This is a genomic window from Streptomyces sp. NPDC006544 (assembly GCF_040611715.1).
Lineage (GTDB): Bacteria > Actinomycetota > Actinomycetes > Streptomycetales > Streptomycetaceae > Streptomyces.
On sequence record NZ_JBEXOV010000079.1, the window covers coordinates 1 to 20,106 of the forward strand.

Annotated in this window: 18 protein-coding genes; 15 read left to right on the plus strand and 3 right to left on the minus strand. The window is 71.1% G+C overall.

Features of this window, described 5'->3' with window-relative positions; all coding sequences use genetic code 11:
• Positions 1 to 289 precede the first annotated feature (289 nt).
• From ABZY44_RS28555 to ABZY44_RS28590, 8 genes are all read left to right on the plus strand, one after another.
• Entirely contained in the window at positions 290 to 967 is a 678-nt protein-coding gene (locus ABZY44_RS28555; RefSeq protein WP_356658726.1) for an HAD family hydrolase, read from the plus strand.
• A 60-nt stretch (positions 968 to 1,027) separates the two neighbouring features.
• On the plus strand, positions 1,028 to 2,257 hold the full coding sequence (locus ABZY44_RS28560) for an MFS transporter (protein ID WP_356658727.1): 1,230 nt from the start codon (positions 1,028 to 1,030) through the stop codon (positions 2,255 to 2,257).
• Complete coding sequence (locus ABZY44_RS28565) at positions 2,229 to 3,377, plus strand: acetoin utilization protein AcuC (protein ID WP_356658771.1); 1,149 nt, start codon at positions 2,229 to 2,231, stop codon at positions 3,375 to 3,377. Before ABZY44_RS28560 ends, ABZY44_RS28565 begins: the two co-directional genes overlap by 29 nt.
• A 90-nt stretch (positions 3,378 to 3,467) precedes the next feature.
• Positions 3,468 to 4,298: a phosphatase gene (locus ABZY44_RS28570; protein WP_356658728.1), complete on the plus strand. Its 831-nt coding sequence runs from the start codon at positions 3,468 to 3,470 to the stop codon at positions 4,296 to 4,298.
• A gap of 114 nt (positions 4,299 to 4,412) precedes the next feature.
• Positions 4,413 to 4,622 (plus strand): helix-turn-helix domain-containing protein, encoded by a 210-nt coding sequence (locus tag ABZY44_RS28575; protein ID WP_215021298.1) that lies wholly within the window; start codon positions 4,413 to 4,415, stop codon positions 4,620 to 4,622.
• A gap of 162 nt (positions 4,623 to 4,784) precedes the next feature.
• Positions 4,785 to 4,883 carry an AURKAIP1/COX24 domain-containing protein gene (locus tag ABZY44_RS28580; RefSeq protein WP_003948845.1) on the plus strand — a complete coding sequence of 33 codons (99 nt, stop codon included), beginning with the start codon at positions 4,785 to 4,787 and terminating at the stop codon, positions 4,881 to 4,883.
• A gap of 95 nt (positions 4,884 to 4,978) precedes the next feature.
• Entirely contained in the window at positions 4,979 to 6,079 is a 1,101-nt protein-coding gene (locus ABZY44_RS28585; RefSeq protein ID WP_356658730.1) for an NAD-dependent epimerase/dehydratase family protein, read from the plus strand.
• Positions 6,079 to 7,089 (plus strand): lysophospholipid acyltransferase family protein, encoded by a 1,011-nt coding sequence (locus tag ABZY44_RS28590; protein ID WP_356658732.1) that lies wholly within the window; start codon positions 6,079 to 6,081, stop codon positions 7,087 to 7,089. The genes ABZY44_RS28585 and ABZY44_RS28590 overlap by 1 nt, the downstream gene beginning before the upstream one ends.
• 70 nt (positions 7,090 to 7,159) lie before the next feature.
• Here ABZY44_RS28590 and ABZY44_RS28595 read toward each other — a convergent pair whose 3' ends face one another.
• The 3 genes from ABZY44_RS28595 to ABZY44_RS28605 form a co-directional block, all read right to left on the minus strand.
• Positions 7,160 to 8,362 carry a DUF5667 domain-containing protein gene (locus tag ABZY44_RS28595; RefSeq protein WP_356658734.1) on the minus strand — a complete coding sequence of 401 codons (1,203 nt, stop codon included), beginning with the start codon at positions 8,360 to 8,362 and terminating at the stop codon, positions 7,160 to 7,162.
• Positions 8,363 to 8,603: 241 nt separating this feature from the next.
• Positions 8,604 to 9,422, minus strand: a complete 819-nt coding sequence (locus ABZY44_RS28600) for an ECF subfamily RNA polymerase sigma factor, BldN family (protein WP_356658736.1) — start codon at positions 9,420 to 9,422, stop codon at positions 8,604 to 8,606.
• A 385-nt stretch (positions 9,423 to 9,807) separates the two neighbouring features.
• A complete protein-coding gene (locus ABZY44_RS28605) occupies positions 9,808 to 10,806 on the minus strand; it encodes an HAD-IB family hydrolase (protein WP_356658738.1) in 999 nt (332 codons plus the stop codon).
• Positions 10,807 to 10,922: 116 nt separating this feature from the next.
• Here ABZY44_RS28605 and ABZY44_RS28610 point away from each other — a divergent pair, with 116 nt between their 5' ends.
• The 7 genes from ABZY44_RS28610 to ABZY44_RS28640 all read left to right on the plus strand — a co-directional run bounded on the left by ABZY44_RS28610 (position 10,923) and on the right by ABZY44_RS28640 (position 20,063).
• Positions 10,923 to 11,201, plus strand: a complete 279-nt coding sequence (locus ABZY44_RS28610; RefSeq protein ID WP_356658740.1) for a glutaredoxin family protein — start codon at positions 10,923 to 10,925, stop codon at positions 11,199 to 11,201.
• A gap of 273 nt (positions 11,202 to 11,474) precedes the next feature.
• Positions 11,475 to 12,293, plus strand: coding sequence for a redox-sensing transcriptional repressor Rex (locus ABZY44_RS28615; RefSeq protein WP_356658742.1), 819 nt, complete (start codon positions 11,475 to 11,477; stop codon positions 12,291 to 12,293).
• On the plus strand, positions 12,290 to 14,026 hold the full coding sequence (locus ABZY44_RS28620; RefSeq protein ID WP_356658744.1) for a glutamyl-tRNA reductase: 1,737 nt from the start codon (positions 12,290 to 12,292) through the stop codon (positions 14,024 to 14,026). Before ABZY44_RS28615 ends, ABZY44_RS28620 begins: the two co-directional genes overlap by 4 nt.
• A complete protein-coding gene (hemC, locus tag ABZY44_RS28625; protein WP_356658745.1) occupies positions 14,023 to 14,991 on the plus strand; it encodes a hydroxymethylbilane synthase in 969 nt (322 codons plus the stop codon). Before ABZY44_RS28620 ends, hemC begins: the two co-directional genes overlap by 4 nt.
• On the plus strand, positions 14,988 to 16,673 hold the full coding sequence (locus tag ABZY44_RS28630) for a bifunctional uroporphyrinogen-III C-methyltransferase/uroporphyrinogen-III synthase (RefSeq protein ID WP_356658747.1): 1,686 nt from the start codon (positions 14,988 to 14,990) through the stop codon (positions 16,671 to 16,673). Before hemC ends, ABZY44_RS28630 begins: the two co-directional genes overlap by 4 nt.
• A gap of 625 nt (positions 16,674 to 17,298) precedes the next feature.
• Positions 17,299 to 17,943, plus strand: coding sequence for a hypothetical protein (locus ABZY44_RS28635; RefSeq protein WP_356658749.1), 645 nt, complete (start codon positions 17,299 to 17,301; stop codon positions 17,941 to 17,943).
• Positions 17,940 to 20,063 (plus strand): hypothetical protein, encoded by a 2,124-nt coding sequence (locus ABZY44_RS28640; protein ID WP_356658751.1) that lies wholly within the window; start codon positions 17,940 to 17,942, stop codon positions 20,061 to 20,063. The genes ABZY44_RS28635 and ABZY44_RS28640 overlap by 4 nt, the downstream gene beginning before the upstream one ends.
• Positions 20,064 to 20,106 lie beyond the last annotated feature (43 nt).

The window sequence follows — 20,106 nt, forward strand, 5'->3', positions numbered from 1 at the left end:
GGACCCTGTGGGAGAGTAGGACGCCGCCGAACAATTATTGTGGGAAAGCCCCGCACCAGCCCTTACAGGGCACGGTGCGGGGCTTTTCTGCGTTCACGTGTCTTTCGCCGTCCGTCTCGGCCCCAGCAGCGGCGGTCGGTCGCTCTGCCGCGCTCGCGTCACCGGGTGATCGTCGCGGGGAGCGGGGAGCGGGGAGCGGGGAGCGGGGAGCCGAGGATCTTTGGATGTCCTGCGGATGCCCGGCATGGGGTCCGGATGGATTTGCACTGACGGCTCGTAGGGTTGTCGCATGGGCTACGACCTCGTCATCTTCGACAACGACGGCGTGCTGGTGGACAGCGAGCCGCTCGCCAACAGCATCCTCGCCGGGTACCTGACCGAGCTGGGCCACCCGACCTCGTACGAGGAGTCGCTCCGCGACTACATGGGCGCCGCCGTGCACCGGGTGCACGACCTCGTGACGGAGCGGACCGGGCAGGCGCTGCCGGCCGACTTCGACGCCACGCTGCACGCCCGCACCTTCGCGGCCTTCGAGCGCGAGCTCAAGCCCGTGCCCGGGGTCGAGGACGTGCTGGCCGCGCTGGTGGAGACGGGTACGGCGTACTGCCTCGCGTCCTCCGGGATTCACGAGCGGATCCGGGTCGGACACCGGGCGGCCGGGCTCGACGAGTGGTTCGAGGAGGAGTGGATCTTCAGCGCGGAGGACGTGGGCCGGGGCAAGCCGGCGCCCGACCTGTTCCTGCACGCCGCCGACCGGATGGGCGTGGCCCCCGCCCGCTGCGTGGTCATCGAGGACAGCCCGCTGGGCGTCCAGGCCGCCGTGGCCGCCGGCATGGACGTGTACGGGTACACCGCGATGATGCCCGCCGACCGGATGCCCGGTGCCACCGGCTACTTCGGTGACATGAACCAGCTCGCCGCACTGCTGGGCCTGGAAGGCGGCTACAGCGGCGGTTTCGATCACTGACCCAATCGATATGTGATCAGCTCTACCCACGGGTAGGGCCGCCGCCTACGCTGAGCCGCCATGACAGCAGACGCGCGGCTGAGCCGCGGGCGCGGGGCTTTGGGGTTCAGTTTCTTCGTGCAGGGCGTGACGTTCGCGCTCCTCGTGACGCGGATCCCGGCCATTCAGGACCGGTACGGCATATCCGACGCTCTGCTGCCCGCCTTCCTGGCGGCCGTACCCGTCCTCGCGGGGCTGTCCAGCGTGGTCACCGAGCACCTGGTGAAGCGGGTGGCACCCGGCACCGTGCTGCGGTGGGCGCAGCCCCTCGTCCTGCTGGCGCTGCTCGGGGTGGGCGCCGGCACGCAGATGTGGCACGTGGCGCTCGCCCTCGGGGCGTTCGGGCTGTTCGTGGGGGCGCTCGACGCGTCCATGAACATGCTCGGGGTGAGCCTGCAGGGTGCGTACGGGCGCAGCATCATGCTGGGGTTCCACGCCTCCTACAGCCTCGGCGGCATCCTGGGCGCGTCCGCCGCCTGGGCGGGGGCGCACTGGCACCTCGCGCTGTCCACCTCCTACCTGCCCGCAGTCGTGGTCCTGCTGCCGCTCGTGCTCCTCGCCGGCCGCTCCTACGTGGACCAGGACGCGGGAGAGGCGATGGCCGGTGCCGAGAAGGGCCTCGGAGCCGGCGGGTTCAAGCTGCTGCTGCCGCTGTGCCTGGTGATGGCGTGTGCGTACATCGGGGACTCGACGGTGTCGAACTGGAGCGCCAAGTACCTCCAGGACGTGCTGGGGAGCTCGGAGCAGCTCGCGACGGTCCCGTACAACGTCTACATGGTGACCACCCTGATCGGCCGGGCCGTCGGCGATCAGGGCGTGCGCCGCTTCGGTGCCGTGGCCGTCGTACGGATCGGGACGCTCGTCGCCGCGCTCGGGTTCGCCGTGGTCGCGGGAGCGCCCGGGGCGTGGGCGGGGATGCTCGGCTTCACGCTGCTGGGGATCGGGCTGTGCGTGATCGTGCCGCAGACCTTCGCCGCCGCGGGGCGGCTGTTCCCCGGTTCCTCCGACACCGCCATCGCCCGGCTCAACATCTTCAACTACGTGGGATTCCTGATCGGGGCGCCGCTCGTCGGCGCGATCGGTGATGCCTGGAGCTACCGGGGCGCGATGCTCGTGCCGATGGTGCTCGTCCTCGTCACTCTTTTCCATGCCCGCTCGTTCGGCGCGCAGGGCGCCCGATACGGTGTCGGGCATGAGCGGCGAGCCGGTGACCGGGCTGTTGATGTGGGACGAGGCGGTAACGAAGTATGACTTCGGGCCGGGCCATCCGATGGACCCGGTACGCCTGGCGCTGACGATGGGCCTGGTGCGGGCCTTCGGGCTGGACCGGGAGCTCGAGGTACGGGCGGGCCGGCCGGCCGGGGACTCGACCCTGAGGCTCGTCCACCGCGAGGACTACGTGGCGGCCGTGCGCGAGGTGTCCGCGGACCCCGGAGCCGCGGACGGTTCGTACGGGCTCGGGACCATGGACGATCCGGCCTTCCACGGGATGCACGAGGCGTCCGCGCTGATCGCCGGGCAGTCGGTGGCGGGCGCCGAGGCGGTCTGGCGGGGGGACGCCGAGCACGCCGTGAACTTCGCCGGAGGCCTGCACCACGCGATGCCGGGGAGCGCGGCCGGGTTCTGCGTGTACAACGACGCGGCGCTGGCGATCGCCCGGCTCCTGGAGCTGGGCGCCGAGCGGGTCGCGTACGTGGACGTGGACGTCCACCACGGCGACGGGGTGCAGGCGGCGTTCTGGGACGACCCGCGCGTGCTGACCGTCTCCCTCCACGAGCACCCGAGGACGCTGTTCCCCCAGACCGGCTGGCCCGAGGAGACGGGCGGGCCGGCCGCGGAGGGCTCGGCGGTGAACATCGCGCTGCCCGCGGGGACCGGGGACGAGGGATGGCTGCGGGCCTTCCACTCGGTGGTGCCCGAGCTGTTGGCGGACTTCGCGCCGCAGGTGCTGGTGACCCAGCACGGGGCCGATACGCACTTCGAGGACCCGTTGGCCCATCTGGCGGTGTCGCTGGACGCCCAGCGGGCGGTCCAGGAGGCCTGCCACGAGCTGGCGCACGCCCATGCGGGCGGGCGGTGGCTGGCGTTGGGCGGGGGTGGTTACGCGGTCGTGGACGTCGTCCCGCGGTCGTGGACGCATCTGGTGGCGATCGCCGGACACCGGCCGGTCGACCCCGAGACGGCGGTGCCGGCGTCCTGGCGGGACGAGGTGTACGCGCGGACGAGGGAGCTGGCGCCGGGACGGATGACGGACGGGCGGGTGGCCGCGTGGCGTGACTGGGAGTCCGGTTACGATCCGGCGGACCGGATCGACCAGGCGGTGCTGGCCACGCGGCGCGCGGCGTTCCCGCTGCGGGGGCTGCTGGCCTGATCCCGCGGCGCCGGGACGGCATTACGCCAACGGTGGTGTGATTGCCCGGAACTGATGAGCCGCCAGGTCAGGTGCGGGAGCATCGGCAGGGTGTTGAGTACCGGCGCGTTGCGTGCGCATTTGTTGGCGGCCCGGCTGGCCGGGCCCGTCGCCACGTCCCGGGAGGAGAGCCTGCGCAGTTACCGGCTGTTCGCGGCGCGCGATCCCCGGGTGCTGCTCGGGCTGGATCCCGAAGGGGGCTGGGGCGAGGGGGACCTGCTGCGGCTGATGGCCGACAAGTGCGGGGTCTCGGCGGACCCGTCGCACGTCAGCGGGCCGGACGTGATCGACCCCGAGCGCACGGTGGCGGGACTGGACGCCTTCGCGGAGCGGCTGCGCGCGGCCGCCGGGGCGCGGGCACCCGTACTGTTCGGCACCGGTCATCCCCATCGGCTCCTGGGGTTCTACGCCACCTTGGCCGGGTCGATGTCGGCGGCGGGATGTGATGTCCTCACTCCGGCGCGGGGGGCCGTCGTCGACATGAAGACCCGGTTCGGCGTACGCCGGCACAGGATCGATTACGTACGGGGGGTCGCACTGGTGCGGGAAGACGGCGCGCGCCCGCCCGGGAGTGCCACCGGCGCGCACACCCATTCACCCCTGCCGGTTCGGATCGCCCTCGGGGCCCTGGCGGAGGCCGGCGGGCCGCTGCCGGAGCTGGTGGTGGGGGACCACGGGTGGGTCTGCGGTGCAGGTCAGCTGGGTGTGGAGGCGATCGGGCTGGCCGATACGGATGATCCGGCGCTGTTCGTGGGGGAGGCCGAGGGGCGGGTCTCGGTGGCGGTTCCGCTTGATGACGCGGTGCGCGCGGACTCCTACCGACCCCTCACGCGCTATGTGCTCGGCCGGGCGGATCTGCCGCGCCGTCAGGAGTGGCCGTAGCTCCTCTTCCCCACTCGTATCACACGCCCCTACTCTGGTGAGTGAGCGTGCGACGACGGGGCGTAACCGGAGGGGAAGCCGGTGCCCGTCATGCGCGGAAGGTCAAGGTGTGTCATGGCTGCTGGCGAGAGGCCTCTCAGTGAGGTTCAGTTCCTGACCGTGGCGGAGGTCGCCTCGGTGATGCGAGTGTCGAAGATGACCGTGTACCGATTGGTGCACAACGGCCATCTGCCCGCAATCCGGGTGGGCCGGTCCTTCCGGGTCCCCGAAAATGCGGTGCACGAGTACCTGCGTGACTCCTTCGTGGGGGTGGAATCGGCCTGAGGGCAAGGGTCGGGAGCCCGTGATTGCCCCTCGGAAGCACCGGATTACAAGCTCAGAGCTCGGACGGGTAGGCTAGGCCGACGTAGGTCGTGTGGGCCCAGACGCCCCGCACCGAGATCCCCGCTGACGCGGGGATGTTCCGAGAAGTGAGCGAGGGTAGTCGTGGGCTCTGTTATCAAGAAGCGGCGTAAGCGGATGGCCAAGAAGAAGCACCGCAAGCTGCTCAAGCGCACCCGCGTCCAGCGCCGTAACAAGAAGTAAACGGCAGCTGTACGTGTTTTCCGCAGCCCCTCCACCATTCTGGTGGAGGGGCTGCGGTGCAGCCGGGGGACTTCTTCGAGGGAGGCGCTGAGCTCGTGGGGAAGGTCGTGCTCGTTACCGGGGCTGCCCGGCAGCTGGGAGGCCGTTTCGTGCGGCGGATCCAGCGTGACCCGGAGGTCGAGCGGGTGATCGCGGTCGACGCGGTGACCCCGCCGCACCGGCTGGGATCGGCGGAGTTCGTCCGTGCGGACATCAGGCAGTCGTCGATCGCCCGCGTACTCGCCGAGAACGCCGTCGACACGGTGGTCCATCTGGCGGTCACCGGAGGCGCGGCGACGGGCGCCGGCTCGGGTTCGTACAGCACCGTCAAGGAAACCAACGTCATCGGGACGATGCAGCTGCTCGGGGCCTGCCAGAAGTCCCCGACGGTACGGCGCCTCGTGGTGAAGTCCAGTACCAGTGTGTACGGGGGCACCTCGCGGGACCCGGCCGTCTTCACCGAGACCACCCAGCCCAAATCGCTGCCCGCGGCCGGATTCGCCAAGGACGCCGTCGAAGTCGAGGGCTATGTGCGCGGCTTCGCGCGCAGACGGCCGGACGTCGCCGTGTGCGTGCTGCGGTTCGCGAACATCCTCGGTCCCTTCGCGGACTCCGCGCTCGCCGAGTACTTCTCGATGCCGCTGATCCCGACGGTGCTGGGCTACGACCCGCGCCTCCAGTTCGTCCACGAGGACGACGTGCTGGACGTGCTGCGGCTGGCCGCCGGGGAACCCGTGCGCGGGACCCTGAACAGCGGGACCTTCAACATCGCGGGTGACGGGGTACTGCTGCTGTCGCAGTGCGCGCGGCGGCTGGGCCGTCCCGCGCTGCCGCTGCTGCTGCCCGCGGTGACCTGGGTGGGCTCGGCGCTGCGCGCCGTCGGGGCGACCGACTTCTCACCGGAGCAGATAAGGCTTCTGACGCACGGGCGGGTCGTGGAGACCGCACAGATGCGGGAGGTGCTGGGATTCAGTCCCGCGTACACGACCGCCGAGACCTTCGCGGACTTCACGCGGAGCCGGGGGAACGGGCTGCTGCCCCCGGAACGGGTGGCGCGGGCCGTGGACCGGGTGGCGGGCCTGCTGGACGTGGACGCGAGCACAGAGGCGAGTGCCGGAGCGCGCAAGGCGCCGGTGGCTGAGGGAGCGAAGCGATAGTGGCGGACGCCAAAGTCATTCCGTTCGACGAGGACCGGCCGCGGCGACGGCCGCCGCGGCGGGTACGGGCCCTGTCCGGGGCCGAGCCGGATCAGGTGGGCGAGCCGCTGATCGCGGTCGCGCCGGAGCCATCGGGCGCGGCGGGTTCCGAGGGCCGGGGTGCGGCCGGTGCGGACTGGGACCGGCGCATCGCCGGCGGACTGGCGTTCCTGCGGCGCCGGATCACCGGGGAGTACGAGGTCGACGACTTCGGCTACGACAAGGAGCTGACCGATCAGGTCCTGATGTCGCTGATGCGGCCGCTGTTCGAGAAGTACTTCCGGGTCGAGGTCAAGGGCATCGAGAACGTCCCGAAGGAGGGCGGCGCGCTGATCGTGGCCAACCACTCCGGGACGCTGCCGCTGGACGGCCTGATGCTCCAGGTGGCCGTGCACGACCACCACCCGGCGGAGCGGCACCTGCGGCTGCTGGCGGCGGACCTGGTGTTCATGCTGCCCGGAGTGAACGAGCTCGCGCGGAAGGCCGGCCACACGCTGGCGTGCGCGGAGGACGCGCAGCGGCTGCTGGAGGCCGGGGAGCTGGTGGGTGTGATGCCCGAGGGCTTCAAGGGAATAGGGAAGCCGTTCGGGGACCGGTACAAGCTCCAGCGGTTCGGGCGGGGCGGCTTCGTGTCGACCGCGCTGCGCGCGGGGACGCCGATCGTGCCCTGCTCGATCGTGGGGGCGGAGGAGATCTACCCGATGATCGGCAACGCCAAGACGGTGGCGCGGCTGTTGGGGATCCCCTACTTCCCGATCACTCCGACGTTCCCCTGGCTGGGGCCGCTGGGTGCGGTGCCGCTGCCGACGAAGTGGACGATCCAGTTCGGCGAGCCGATCGAGACCGCGGGGTACGCGGCGGAGGCGGCCGAGGACCCGATGCTGATGTTCAACCTCACGGACCAGGTCCGGGAGCAGATCCAGCACACGTTGTACAAGCTGCTGGTGCAGCGGCGGTCCGTCTTCTTCTGACCCCGCACCAGCAGAAGCGCCGGTGGAGCCGCGAGAGCGGTTCCACCGGCGCTTGCCGTGCCGGGCGATGTCAGTCGGCGTCCTCCGCCTTGATGCCCAGCCCCGGGAGGAGCCCGGGGAGCAGCGGCGGCAGGGTGATGTCCGGCTGCGGGTACTGCGGGGCGCCGGAGGTGGACGGGGTCGACTGGCCCGCGGGCGGGTTCAGCAGGTTGCCCGTACCGCCCAGGAGGCCGCCGTCGGGGGGCGGGGTCTTCGCGGACCCGGATCCCGATGCCGACGGGGTGGGGGCGGCCGACGGGGTGCCCTGGGAGGGCGCCGTCTGCTGCTTGCCCGCCGGGGCGCTCGGCCTCGTGGAGGGGCCGGAGCCGCGGGTCTGTTCCGGAGGCTTCGGAAGCAGGCCCTGCAGCGGCGCCACGTCTTGGTCTATGGCCTGGAACACCGACTCGACCTCACCGCCCATGTCGGTGAGCTGCACGGGGAGGTTCCCGCGGAGCCTGTCCCACGCGTCGCGGTGCGAGCGGGAGAACGAGGACAGTGCCTGGATCGGGCCGAGCGAGCCGTCCCGTTCGTAGGCAGCCTGAAGGAGCCGGTGGCCCTCCGAGGCGTCGTGCTTCATACCCGCGAGTGCCCGGCGGATCTCGCCGAGGGACTCGTGGTCCAGCGCGCCCAGGCGCCCGCGCTCCATGAGCCTCCGGGCTTCCGACAGGCGGCTCGAGGCCTGGTCGAGATAGAGCTCGCCCCGGTCCGAGTCGTCGTCGGCCATCCCGAGCCGGATGTCCTCCATGCCCCGCTTCACGGGGTACAGGTGGTCACCCGGAAGGGCGTTCGTACTCGCAGCGGCCACGCCGCTGAAGGCCCCCGCGGCCACACCTACGGTGAGGCCGCCCGCTGCGATGCCCTTGGACCAGCGGGAGCGGGGCCGCAATTTCCGGAGCGAGGTCGCCCGGTGGGCGCCGCGGCCGGTCCGCTGTTCGGGCACTTGAGGGTCCGAGGCGGCGTTGCCGCCGGCCCTCTCCTCCATCACCATGGTCTCCATGGCGGCGACGAGCTGAGCTCGCTGCACCATTTTGACCTCGGCGTCCAGCACTGGGCGCGGCATTCTTTCGCCGAGCGCGCTCGCCAGGGCCAACAACCGGTCGTGGTCGGCAGGTTCGGCAGGTGCCTCGGACTGCTCGGCCGCCGGGTCCGGTTCCGAAAGATCGGACAGGGTCCGATCCTCCAGGGCCTGGGCGAAGGCGTTCGCCCGCCGGTGCGGAGTCACGTTCGCGATCACTGGCGGCACCTCCTCTCGTCATGACGATCGACTCCCCAAGGTGTCCGGAAGGTTGCCTTCCTTGAGCACGTCCACCCTTTCGGGTGATCGGCTTCGGGTGAGGCTTGTCCACAGGGAGCCTGCATTCCCCACAACGATCGGCGCGGCACTTGGGTTACGGACGAAGGATGATCGGACCACAGCGTCGTCAGTGTCATCAATGTCATCAGGGAGGGATACCGGGGTGAGTGAAGGGGCGGCGTCAGCGGGCGTCGTCGGGAAGGAGGCGGGCCAGGGTGCGGACGGCCCGGTACTGGAGCGTCTTGATGGCGCCCTCGTTCTTTCCCATCACCCTGGCCGTCTCGGCGACCGAGAGGCCCTGCAGGAAGCGCAGGGTCACGCACTCCTGCTGCTGCGGATTGAGTTTCCGTACGGCTTCCAGCAGGGCCGCGTTGGAGAGGGACTCCAGGACGGAGTCCTCGGGGGACCGTTCCACCTCGTTGGCGTCGAGCATTTCGCCCGTGGTGACCTCGAGGCGGAAGCGGCTCGACTTGAAGTGGTCGGCGACCAGGTTGCGGGCGATCGTCACGAGCCAGGCGCCGAAGTCACGGCCCTGCCAGGTGAAGGTGGAGATGCGGCGCAGCGCGCGCAGGAAGGTCTCGCTGGTGAGATCCTCCGCGGTCGCCTTGCCGCCCACGCGGTAGTAGATGTAGCGGTAGACGGTGTCGCTGTACTGGTCGTACAGGCGACCGAAGGCTTCGGCCTCGCCGGCCTGGGCGCGTTCGACCAGGTCCATCATGCGGGCCTGGTCGCTGTCCGCGGTGGGGCGGCGGGCGGCCGGCGCGGTGGTCCCGGTGGCGGCGCCCCCGGCGGTCGCGCCGCCCGAGCGTCCGCGTCTGCCCACCGTCGCGCCGCCGTCGGTCAGGGCATAGCAAGGACCGGCCGGGCCGAGTCCGGCGGGGACCGCGGTGGCGAATGCGGGGACGGCGTACGCGGTGGGGACGAAGCCGCGCAGGTGGTCGAGGACCGTTTCGCGCAGCGTAGCCAGGCCCGAGGCGTCAACCCCGACAGGTGGGTACACGGGACTCCCAGTGGCAGAGCTTCCATCACGTGCAGTGCGGGACCGTTCACCCGTCGTGGCGACAGATGGGCGGTGGCATGCGTTTGAGGAGAATAACGCTTCGTACAGGCAGCGCTACACCCAGTTGCTCAAATCACCGGTTACGACACTTCTGTTGCGTGTCGAGGGCATATTCCGTCGCAGTTGGTGATCGATTCTTGATCGATTGGATACGCGGAATGGCGGCTTCCAGGGTGGCCCGCGACCGAGTCGGGCAGGGCGGAGTGCCGCGCCGGGGGTGCGGGTAGAGGTGAGCGAATGCCCCTGTCCGCAGGACGGACAGGGGCATGGGGGTAACAAGGGCAGGTGGGGGCGGGTGGGGGCCCGGGCGGGGGCCCCGCGGCCGCTACTTGCGGCGGCGGTGCAGGGCGATCGCGGCGGCCGCGCCGCCCGCGATCGCGCCGACCCCGGCGGCCGCCGGGACGCCGACCTTCACGGCCTTGCGACCGGTCCGATAGTCGCGCAGGCGCCAGTCGTGGGCGCGGGCATGCTTGCGCAGTTTTGTATCGGGATTGATCGCGTACGGATGGCCGACCAGCGACAGCATCGGAATGTCGTTGTGCGAATCGCTGTACGCGGCGCAGCGCTCGAGGTCCAGGCCCTCGGCCGCGGCCAGGGCGCGTACGGCCTCCGCCTTGGCGGGGCCGTGCAGCGGCTCGCCGACGAGGCGGCCGGTGTAGACGTTGTCCACGGACTCCGCGACGGTGCCCAGGGCGCCGGTGAGGCCGAGCCGGCGGGCGATGATCGTGGCGGTTTCGACGGGGGCCGCCGTCACCAGCCACACCTTCTGGCCGGCGTCGAGGTGGGCCTGGGCCAGGGCGCGGGTGCCCGGCCAGATCCGCTCCGCCATGTACTCGTCGTAGATCTCCTCGCCGATGGCCATCAGCTCGGAGACCTTGTGGCCCTTCACGATCGACAGCGCGCTGTCGCGGGCGTCCTGCATGTGGTCGGGGTCCTCGACCCCGGCGAGCCGGAACCAGGCCTGCTGCCAGGCGAAGCGGGCGAGTTCGCGGCGGCGGAAGAACTCGCGCTTGTAGAGGCCGCGGCCGAAGTGGAAGATCGCGGCGCCCTGCATGACCGTGTTGTCGAGGTCGAAGAAGGCGGCGGCGAGGTCGTCGCCGGCCACGGGGAACTCGGGTTCCGGTTCGGGCTCGGGGGCCGTGTCGGGGACCTCGGCGGCCGGCGCCGCGGCGCGCACGCCTTCGGCCGTGTCCGAGGCCGGGGCGTCGAGGCCGTCATCGGCCAGCGCGGTCTTGCGGGCGGCCTCGGCCGAGGCCTCGCCTGCCAGCACGCTCCGCGCGGTCGCGGAACGCCTACGGGGGGTGAGCCATCCGAGAGCGGACATGACGCGAGCATAGCCATTGTGTTCGGGAGTTCCCGAACCGAATGGAATCGGGGGCGTGAACTCTTCGCGGCCTCCGGCCCGGTCCGGGCGGTGCGCGGGCGCGGGAGAATGGGGACATGAGTCCTTTGCTGCGCCGTGCGCAAAAGAAGCGGCCCGAGGAGCGGATGGTCACGCTCATCGGGAAGCCGGGGTGTCATCTGTGCGACGACGCCCAGGAGGTCATCGAGAAGGTCTGTGCCGAAACAGGGGCGCAGTGGGAGAAGAAGGACATCTCGCAGGACGAGGAGCTCTACCGCCGGCACTGGGAGCAGATTCCGGTCGTGCTCGTCGACGGCGACCAGCACACCTTCTGGAGGGTGAACCCCGACCGGCTCCGACGGGCCTTGGGGGCCTGAGCCCTCGGGCGATGGTGATCATGGGTGATTTATGAGGGATCGGGGGCGTATCGGTGAGGAGTGTGTGCCGGTTTGCCCCCCTCCGGAATTGAACGGGTTCGGCGTGTCGGCCGTTCCCGCCCCGCGCGCCCGGGGCGCGTGACCCCGGTCACTTTGGTCGGACAAACCGGACACAATCTTTGTGCACGCGTTCACAAAGACATAGCCTGCATTCGACGGGGTGGTCCTGGGACAAGTGGCCACCTGCAGCCCCGCTCATCCCGCAGGAGCATCGTGGCAACTGGCCGAACTCACCGACCGGCGACCCGCAGCCGAGGTATTCCCGAGGCCACTGTCGCCCGGCTTCCGCTGTACTTGCGCGCCCTCACCGCGCTCTCCGAGCGATCGGTTCCCACGGTGTCCTCCGAGGAGCTCGCCGCTGCCGCGGGGGTGAACTCCGCGAAGCTCCGCAAGGACTTCTCCTACCTCGGTTCCTACGGGACCCGCGGGGTCGGCTACGACGTGGAGTACCTCGTCTACCAGATCTCCCGCGAGCTCGGACTGACCCAGGACTGGCCGGTCGTCATCGTCGGCATCGGCAACCTCGGGGCGGCCCTCGCCAACTACGGCGGCTTCGCGTCCCGCGGCTTCCGCGTGGCGGCGCTGATCGACGCCGATCCGGCCATGGCCGGGAAGCCCGTCGCCGGCATCCCCGTGCAGCACACCGATGAACTGGAGAAGATCATCGAGGAGAACGGCGTCTCGATCGGGGTCATCGCGACCCCGGCGGGTGCGGCCCAGCAGGTGAGCGAGCGCCTCATCGCGGCCGGCGTCACCTCCATCCTGAACTTCGCGCCGACCGTCCTGTCCGTGCCCGAGGGCGTGGACGTACGCAAGGTCGACCTGTCGATCGAGCTGCAGATCCTGGCGTTCCACGAGCAGCGCAAGGCCGGCGAGGAAGCGGCCGCGGCTGCCGCCGCCGGCGGCTCCCCCGCGGGCGGCGGCACCGGCGCGGCCCCGGCCGCCGCCGTCGTGCCGCCCGCCGGGCGCGCGACCGCCGTGGCCCGCAAGAGCGGACCCGAGGGCGACGTGCCGGCGGTGATGCCGGCATGAGCCTGCTCGTCGTAGGGCTGAGCCATCGCAGCGCGCCCGTGAGCGTGCTGGAGCGCGCCTCGCTGTCGGCCGATGCCAAGACCAAGCTGCTGCACGACACGCTGGCCGCGGAGCCGGCGGCGGAGGCGGCCGTCCTCGCCACGTGCAACCGGATCGAGCTGTACGCGGACGTGGACAAGTTCCACGCGGGCGTGGCCGAGCTCTCCACGCTGCTCGCGCAGCACAGCGGGGTGGCTCTGGAGGAGCTCACCCCCTATCTCTACGTGCACTACGAGGACCGGGCGGTGCACCACCTGTTCTCGGTGGCGTGCGGGCTGGACTCGATGGTCGTCGGCGAGGGGCAGATCCTCGGCCAGATCAAGGACGCGCTGGCGCGGGGGCAGGAGCTCCACACGGCGGGCCGCCTGATCAACGACCTCTTCCAGCAGGCCCTGCGGGTCGGCAAGCGGGCGCACTCCGAGACCGGCATCGACCGGGCGGGGCAGTCGCTGGTGACCTTCGGGCTGGAGCAGCTCGCGGTGCGCGTGCCGGTACAGGACTGGGCCGCCGGGAAGCGGGCGCTCGTCATCGGTGCCGGGTCGATGTCCTCGCTGGCGGCGGCGACGCTCGCGCGGGTCGGCGTCGCCGAGATCGTCGTGGCGAACCGGACCGCCGAGCGGGCGGAGCGGCTCGCCGAGATCCTGGTTGCCTCGGGCACCGGGGTGCGGGCTTCGGCCGTGCCGATGTCGCTGGTCGCGGATGAGCTGACACGAGTCGACGTGGTCGTTTCGTGTACCGGTGCGACCGGGCTCGTGCTGACCGGGGACGACGTGGCCGGAGCCTTGGGTTCGGACCCCGCGGGGGCTGTCCCCCACCCGCGGCTCCGCCCCGGACCCCGCGCCTCGAACGCCGGTGAGGGTGGATCGGGCGAGGCCGGATCTGGTGCCACCGGGCCTGACGCCGAGCTTGTCGCGCGGCTCGCTGCGCTCGCGGCCGGCGGGCAGCGGATCGCCGACGCCGGGGCCGTGCGGAGCAAGGTGGCGGTCGAGGAGCGCGACGGGTGTCCCGTGGGCGTCGACGCGCTCGCGTCCGATCCGGCGCGCAGCGCCGACGGGCGCGCCGCCCTGACCGGGGTGGACGCCAGCGCGCTCGAACTGCACGGGACCTGGGCCGACCAGGGCGAGGCGGCCGCGCAGCGGCAGCCGCGCAAGGGTGCCCGCAACCAGGTCGACGCGCAGCCGGTACGGCTCGCACTGCTGGACCTGGCGATGCCCCGCGACATCGACGCCGCCGTCCACCGGATCCCCGGCGTGCGGCTCGTCGACATCGAGTCGCTGGCCGAAGCGAGCGCCGACGCGCCGATGGCCGCCGACGTCGACGCCGTGCGCGGGATAGTCGCCGAGGAAGTGGCCGCGTTCGGTGCCGCGCAGCGGGCCGCGCACATCACTCCCACCGTGGTCGCCCTGCGCGCCATGGCCGCCGAGGTCGTCGCCATGGAAGTGGCGCGGCTCGACGGGCGGGTCCCCGATCTCGACGAGCGGCAGCGGGCCGAAGTGACCCAGACCGTACGCCGCGTCGTCGACAAGCTCCTCCACGCGCCGACCGTGCGCGTGAAGCAGCTCGCGAGCGAGCCCGGCGGCGCCGGGTACGCGGAAGCGCTGCGCGAACTCTTCGATCTCGACCCGCAGACGGTGGCCTCCGTCAGCCGGGCGGACGCGGCAGACAAGAACGACGACTCAGGACGGGCATCATGAATCCACGTCTCGACCAGCCCCTCCGGCTCGGCACGCGGCGAAGCAAGCTGGCCATGTCCCAGTCCGGACATGTAGCCGAGGCGGTACGGGCGATCACCGGCCGGCCCGTCGAGCTCGTGGAGATCACGACCTACGGTGACGTGTCCCGCGAGCGCCTCTCGCAGATCGGCGGCACCGGCGTCTTCGTCACCGCCCTGCGCGAGGCCCTCGTACGCGGCGAGGTCGACTTCGCCGTGCACTCGCTGAAGGACCTGCCCACCACGCAGCCCGACGACCTCGTCATCGCGGCCATGCCGCGGCGCGAGGACCCCCGGGACGCGCTCGTCGCCCGCGACGGCCTGACCTTCGAGCAGCTGCCCGACGGCGCGCGGGTCGGCACCGGTTCGCCCCGGCGCCAGTCCCTGCTGCACGCCTACGCCAGGTCGCTGGGCAAGGTCATCGAGACCGTCGCCATCCGCGGCAACGTCGACACCCGGATCGGCTACGTGCGGAACGGAGAGCTCGACGCCGTCGTCCTCGCCGCCGCCGGGCTCAACCGGATCGGCCGCGGAGACGAGGCCACCGACCTGCTGTCCGTCGACAACGTGCTGCCCGCACCCGGCCAGGGTGCCCTGGCCGTGGAGTGCGTCGCGTCCGACACGGACCTGATCGCCGCGCTCGGCGAGCTCGACGACCCGTACACCCGGGCCGCCGTGACCGCGGAGCGCGCCCTGCTCGCCGCCCTGGAGGCCGGCTGCAGCGCTCCCGTGGGGGCGCTCGCCGACCTGCTGGCCGACGGGCAGATTGTCCATGAGATGCGCCTGCGTGGAGTCGTGGGAACCCTCGACGGTTCCACGCTGGTACAGATGTCCACCACCGGTCCCGTGCCCTCGTCGTACGACGAGGCGATGGCGCTCGGACGCGAACTCGCGGACGAGATGCTCGCCAAGGGTGCGGCCGGTCTGATGGGGGAGCGGTCGCTTTGAACCCCACAAGTCCCAACACCTCCGCTTTCCCGGCGGTCGCCGTCCACGGGCACGTCACCTTCCTCGGTGCCGGTCCGGGCGACCCGGGTCTGCTGACGCTGCGCGCCGTCGAGGCCCTTGCCGCCGCGGACGTACTGATCGCGGAGCCCGAGGTGCTCGACGTCGTACGGACGCATGCGCGCGCGGGGGTGGACACGCCTCAGCTGACGACTGCTGACGATCTGTCAGCATCCGCCGGGGTCCCGGTGATCCGAACACCTCTTGCTCTCAACGACGTCGCCAATCTTGTCATGGAGGCCGCGCGCTCCGGCAGGCGGGTCGTCCGTGCCGTCACCGGTGACCCCGGGCTCGACGGGAACGCGGCCGAGGAGATGCTCGCCTGCGCCACCGAGGGCATCCCCTTCGAGGTGGTTCCCGGAGTCGCGACCGCCGTCGGCGTACCCGCGTACGCCGGTGTCCCGCTGAGCGGCAAGCAGGGTGCCGACGTCCGGTTCGTGAACGCCCGCAACGCCTCCGCGCGCTGCTGGAGCGAGGCGGGCGCCAGCGACGGCATCCTCGTCGTCTCCGCGACGCTGGAGACGGTCTCGGCGGCCGCCGCCGAACTCGTGGGCGCCGGGCGCAAGCCCGACACCCCGCTCACCGTGACCGTCGCCGGCACCACCACCCGCCAGCGGACGTGGAGCGCGACCCTGGGGACCATCGCCCAGGTGTTCAAGCAGGGCAAGATCCTTCCGTCCCCGGAGGGGTCGCGGCCCGTCATAGCCGTGGTCGGGGAGCACGGCGCCGCCGCGCGCCGCGAGGAGCTGTCCTGGTTCGAGTCGAAGCCGCTCTTCGGCTGGCGCGTGCTCGTCCCGCGCACCAAGGAGCAGGCCGCCTCGCTCTCCGACCAGCTGCGTTCGTACGGCGCCGTGCCGCACGAGGTGCCGACCATCGCCGTGGAGCCGCCGCGCACCCCGCAGCAGATGGAGCGGGCCGTCAAGGGACTCGTCACCGGCCGCTACGAGTGGATCGCGTTCACCTCGATGAACGCGGTCAAGGCCGTACGCGAGAAGTTCGAGGAGTACGGGCTCGACGCCCGCGCCTTCGCGGGCATCAAGGTCGCGGCCGTGGGCGAGCAGACCGCCGCCGCGCTGGTGGAGTTCGGCGTCAAGCCCGACCTGGTGCCGAGCGGCGAGCAGTCCGCCGCCGGTCTGCTGGAGGACTGGCCGCCGTACGACCCGGTCTTCGACCCGATCGACCGCGTCTTCCTGCCGCGCGCCGACATCGCCACCGAGACCCTGGTCGCCGGGCTCATCGAGCTCGGGTGGGAGGTCGACGACGTCACCGCCTACCGGACCGTGCGCGCCTCGCCGCCGCCGCAGGACACGCGCGAGGCGATCAAGGGCGGCGGCTTCGACGCGGTGCTCTTCACGTCGTCGAGCACCGTGCGCAACCTCGTGGGCATCGCCGGCAAGCCGCACAACGTCACCGTCATCGCGTGCATCGGCCCGGCCACGGCCAAGACGGCCGAGGAGCACGGTCTGCGGGTCGACGTCCTGTCGCCGGAGCCGAGCGTGGGCAAGCTCGCGGAAGCCCTGGCGGAGTACGGGGCGGCGCGCCGCGAGGCCGCGAAGGAGGCCGGGGAGAACGTGTACCGGCCGAGCGAGCGGCGTCCGGGAGCGCGCAGGCGCCGTACGACGTGAGCGGGTTAGGCCGGTCGGCCGACAGGAGTGGAAAGGGCCCGGGTGCAGATGCGCCCGGGCCCCTTCCCGTGTGCGGTGCGCCTCCCGGCCAATCAGCACGCGCGAGCGCGCCGCTGCATGCCGCACCCCCTGCACCGGTTGTGCGGCCCCGCGCGGGCGGGGCCCGGACATGGTCAAGTCTGCCGGTCCCTACCTCGACACCCAGAAGCTCCGGCAGGTCTGACCTTCGCCATGTGTCCTGGCCGATCCGGGGGAGAACGGTCTAGGCGCATCTTTTCAGGCGGCTCACAAAAAACCGACTCCACCTGAGAACCCGGGTTCTCAGAACTGCGTCGCGCTGTTTGTTGCGCTGGGCTTCGTGTGGCTACTACTGTGGATCGTGGTCGAGGAGCCCGGGCTCGTTCGGGGGCCTTGGCCGTGCGTGCTCTAGAAGCAGTTGCGCCCCCGAGTCCGCCTGAATTGGGCGGGCGGACTCGGGGGCAGACAACCAGGCTCTACCTCGGGCTGTGTGCCATGCGGTGAAGCAAGCGGTGACAGGACTCCAAGGCGTACTCAGGCAGGCTAGCACGGCTGCCGAGCAGGAGAAAGGGCGGGGCGGATGACGAGGGCGGACGAAGTCCAGTTAGTGGAAGCCATCTCACCGGAGCGGTTCCAGCCGTTCCTGCAGGTCTGCAAGGGTGATACCGAGCTCGCTCTTCGCCTGTACGCATGGGACGCGGAGGCGGCCCGCGCGCTGCACAGCCCCTTGCGTGACCTGGAAGTGAGCCTGCGCAACCGGATCCATCGTCAGCTCGCCGGCAAGTTCGGTCAGCCGGACTGGTGGAACCTGCGGCGGTCCGAGCCCAACGGCTACGCGCTGGGCGACATCCGCCGGGCCGAGGACCAGCTGGCGGACCGCCGACGGCCGTACGGGCCGAGCGACATCGTCGCGAAGCTGCCGTTCGGATTCTGGGTCGCTCTGCTCAGTACCGGCGGCCGAGGCAACTACGAGATGAGGTACTGGTACCCAGCGTTGCGCCACTGCTTCCGCGGGCACGGGCGCGATGCTCTGTACGAGCGGTTCGACCGCATGCGAACCCTGCGCAACCGCATCGCGCACCACGAGCGCATCGAGCACCGCCGCCTCGACCAGGACTTCCGTACGGCCGTCGACCTGATGCGCCTGGTGGCCCCGGAGCTGGCGGCGCGCCACGACAAGTACAGCCAGGTCCCTGCCGTCCTGGCACGCAAGGCCCGGGTGTTGTCGGGCGATGAGGAGATCACGCTGTGAGCGAGCGGCGGCGGTATGAGCTGGTGACCCTTGGCGAGATAAAGGAGCTCGCTGAGGTCGGCCGGCCCACGGTGAGCAACTGGCGGCGGCGTCACGAAGCGTTTCCCAAGCCCGTCGGCGGTAGCGACAGCAAGCCGCTTTTCGACGCTCAGGAGATCGCGCAGTGGCTCGACGGCCGGCCGGTTCCGGATGCCGAGCCCGCCTCGGACGGCACCCTGCCGACGTACGGGGAACGCTTCCGCAGCGGGCTGCGCCTGCGCAAGCTCGTCACGCTCGGGCACGGGGAGCAGAATGTCGACGACCTGCTCGTCCGGGCGCTTGCAGTCGCGGCGATGGCGGGGGAAGGCGGCGGCACCGTAGAGGAGGGGCTGTACGGCGGCCTGCTCGCTGATCTCGACCGCGCCGGCCAGCAGGTCGAGGACACCGTCGACGAGCTGATCGACGAGTTGGGCAGCGCAGGTGCGGCGGCCGACATCGTTCTCGGTTTGGCGGGACGTCTTGAGTCCGACCTTGCGATGGACGAGACACCCAGCTCCGTGGCCGATCTGATCGCCGCGCTGGCCGAGCCCCTCCTGTACGGGCCCGAGCCCCGGGCCGTGGTCAACCTGTGTGCGGGAACCGGCGAGTTGCTCTTCGCCATCGGCGAGATGCACGCAGCGGGAGAGGTCGTGGCGGTGGAGCCCGACCCGCTACGACGCAGGCTGCTGGCCTACCGGTTGCTCGCTCACTGGATGGCCGAGGGCGTCGAGCTGTGCGCCGACGTGGCGGAGCTGGGCGGCATCCGCCCGCAGGCACAACAACTGCGGTCGGATGCCGACCCTCGAGAGCAGCCGTGGGGGTTTCCCCTCGCGGACCTGGTGTTGGCCGATCCCCCTTACGCGTCGGGTGAGCGCGAGGGTGACGAGGACGGTCCCCTGAGCTGGGCCATGGAAGCGGTACGCCGTCTGCGGCCCGAAGGCCTCGGCCTTGTGGTCGTTCCGGCCTGGACGCTGTCGAGGCCTCGCGGCGGGAGGGTGACCGCCAACGTCCGCATGCGGGAGGACCTGTTCAAGACGGACTCCGTCGCGGCGGTCGTTCAGCTGCCTCGCCGTGTTCACGCCTTCAGGACCGGTGCCGAGCACGCACTGCTCTTGCTGCGAGGCAGGGCCGACGGACCACGGGAGCCGTCCAGAGCACTACTCATCGACGCCGATCGGCTGGCGCGACGCGTCGGCGACGCGTGGCCGCGCCAGGTCGTCGGCCTGCTGCACAGTGGTGAGACTCCGATGACGGAGGAGGCACAGCGTTTCCCGGTTGCCGCGCCCGCTCCCGGTATCCCGTCGCTGCTCGACGGGCGCTCCGTACTGCCCGCACATCGGCTGGCCGCGCCGCGGAAGGGGCTCGACCACATGGCGGCGACCGTGGAGGCGAGACAGGACGCGTACGCCGCGCTGCCGCATCTCAAGCAGTGGATCGCTGACCTGGGTATCGCCGAACGTGACCCGAAGGCCGAGCATCACAATGTCGGATCCCAGTTGAAGGCGGGCCAGCTTCGGCTGCTGCCGGGTCACCGCATTCGCGAGAGCGACATCGGGGACGCCGGATTCCCGGTGATCGGCCGCGAGGAGATGCTCGGCGCCCTGACCATCGGCGCACGGCGCATCATGCCGGAAGTCCTCAGTGCCTACCCGCAGAGCAGGTACACCGAAGTAGGTGACGTCTTCCTGTTCACTGAACATGGGGTGCACACGCACGTGGACGATGCGGGTGGCTGTGTGCTGCTGGCCCCCGTGCAGGGACTGAGGATTTCGGCGTACCAGGCTTTCAAGGCCGATCTCGCGAAAGGCAGGGACGTGCATCCGGAGCGGCTGTGGATGCGCCCGCACCCGCTGGCCGCCCTGTTGTCCGCACCCCGTAATCAGCAGCGTGGCAGTGGCTCCCTCGTGCGCCGGGTGAGCGTACGGGACATGGACCTGCCGCAGCTGTCGCCCCGCGCCGTGGCTGACCTGGATACGGTCCTCATCGAAACGGAACGGCACCGCGCCGAGGTGCGCCGTCAACTGGCCGCGCTCGACATCTTGGCCGAACGGCTGGCAGCCGGTGTAGCGGACGGCGACCTGCTCGTACGGAAGCGATCCTGACCGCCCCGCCCACCCGAGAACACCCTGCAAGACGTACCACGAG

Coding starts and splice junctions, on each gene's coding strand:
- ABZY44_RS28575 (WP_215021298.1), top strand. CDS start 4,413: ATGGCTGCTGGCGAGAGGCCTCTCAGTGAGGTTCAGTTCCTGACCGTG.
- ABZY44_RS28560 (WP_356658727.1), top strand. CDS start 1,028: ATGACAGCAGACGCGCGGCTGAGCCGCGGGCGCGGGGCTTTGGGGTTC.
- hemC (WP_356658745.1), top strand. CDS start 14,023: ATGAATCCACGTCTCGACCAGCCCCTCCGGCTCGGCACGCGGCGAAGC.
- ABZY44_RS28605 (WP_356658738.1), bottom strand. CDS start 10,806: ATGTCCGCTCTCGGATGGCTCACCCCCCGTAGGCGTTCCGCGACCGCG.
- ABZY44_RS28555 (WP_356658726.1), top strand. CDS start 290: ATGGGCTACGACCTCGTCATCTTCGACAACGACGGCGTGCTGGTGGAC.
- ABZY44_RS28610 (WP_356658740.1), top strand. CDS start 10,923: ATGAGTCCTTTGCTGCGCCGTGCGCAAAAGAAGCGGCCCGAGGAGCGG.
- ABZY44_RS28565 (WP_356658771.1), top strand. CDS start 2,229: ATGTGGGACGAGGCGGTAACGAAGTATGACTTCGGGCCGGGCCATCCG.
- ABZY44_RS28620 (WP_356658744.1), top strand. CDS start 12,290: ATGAGCCTGCTCGTCGTAGGGCTGAGCCATCGCAGCGCGCCCGTGAGC.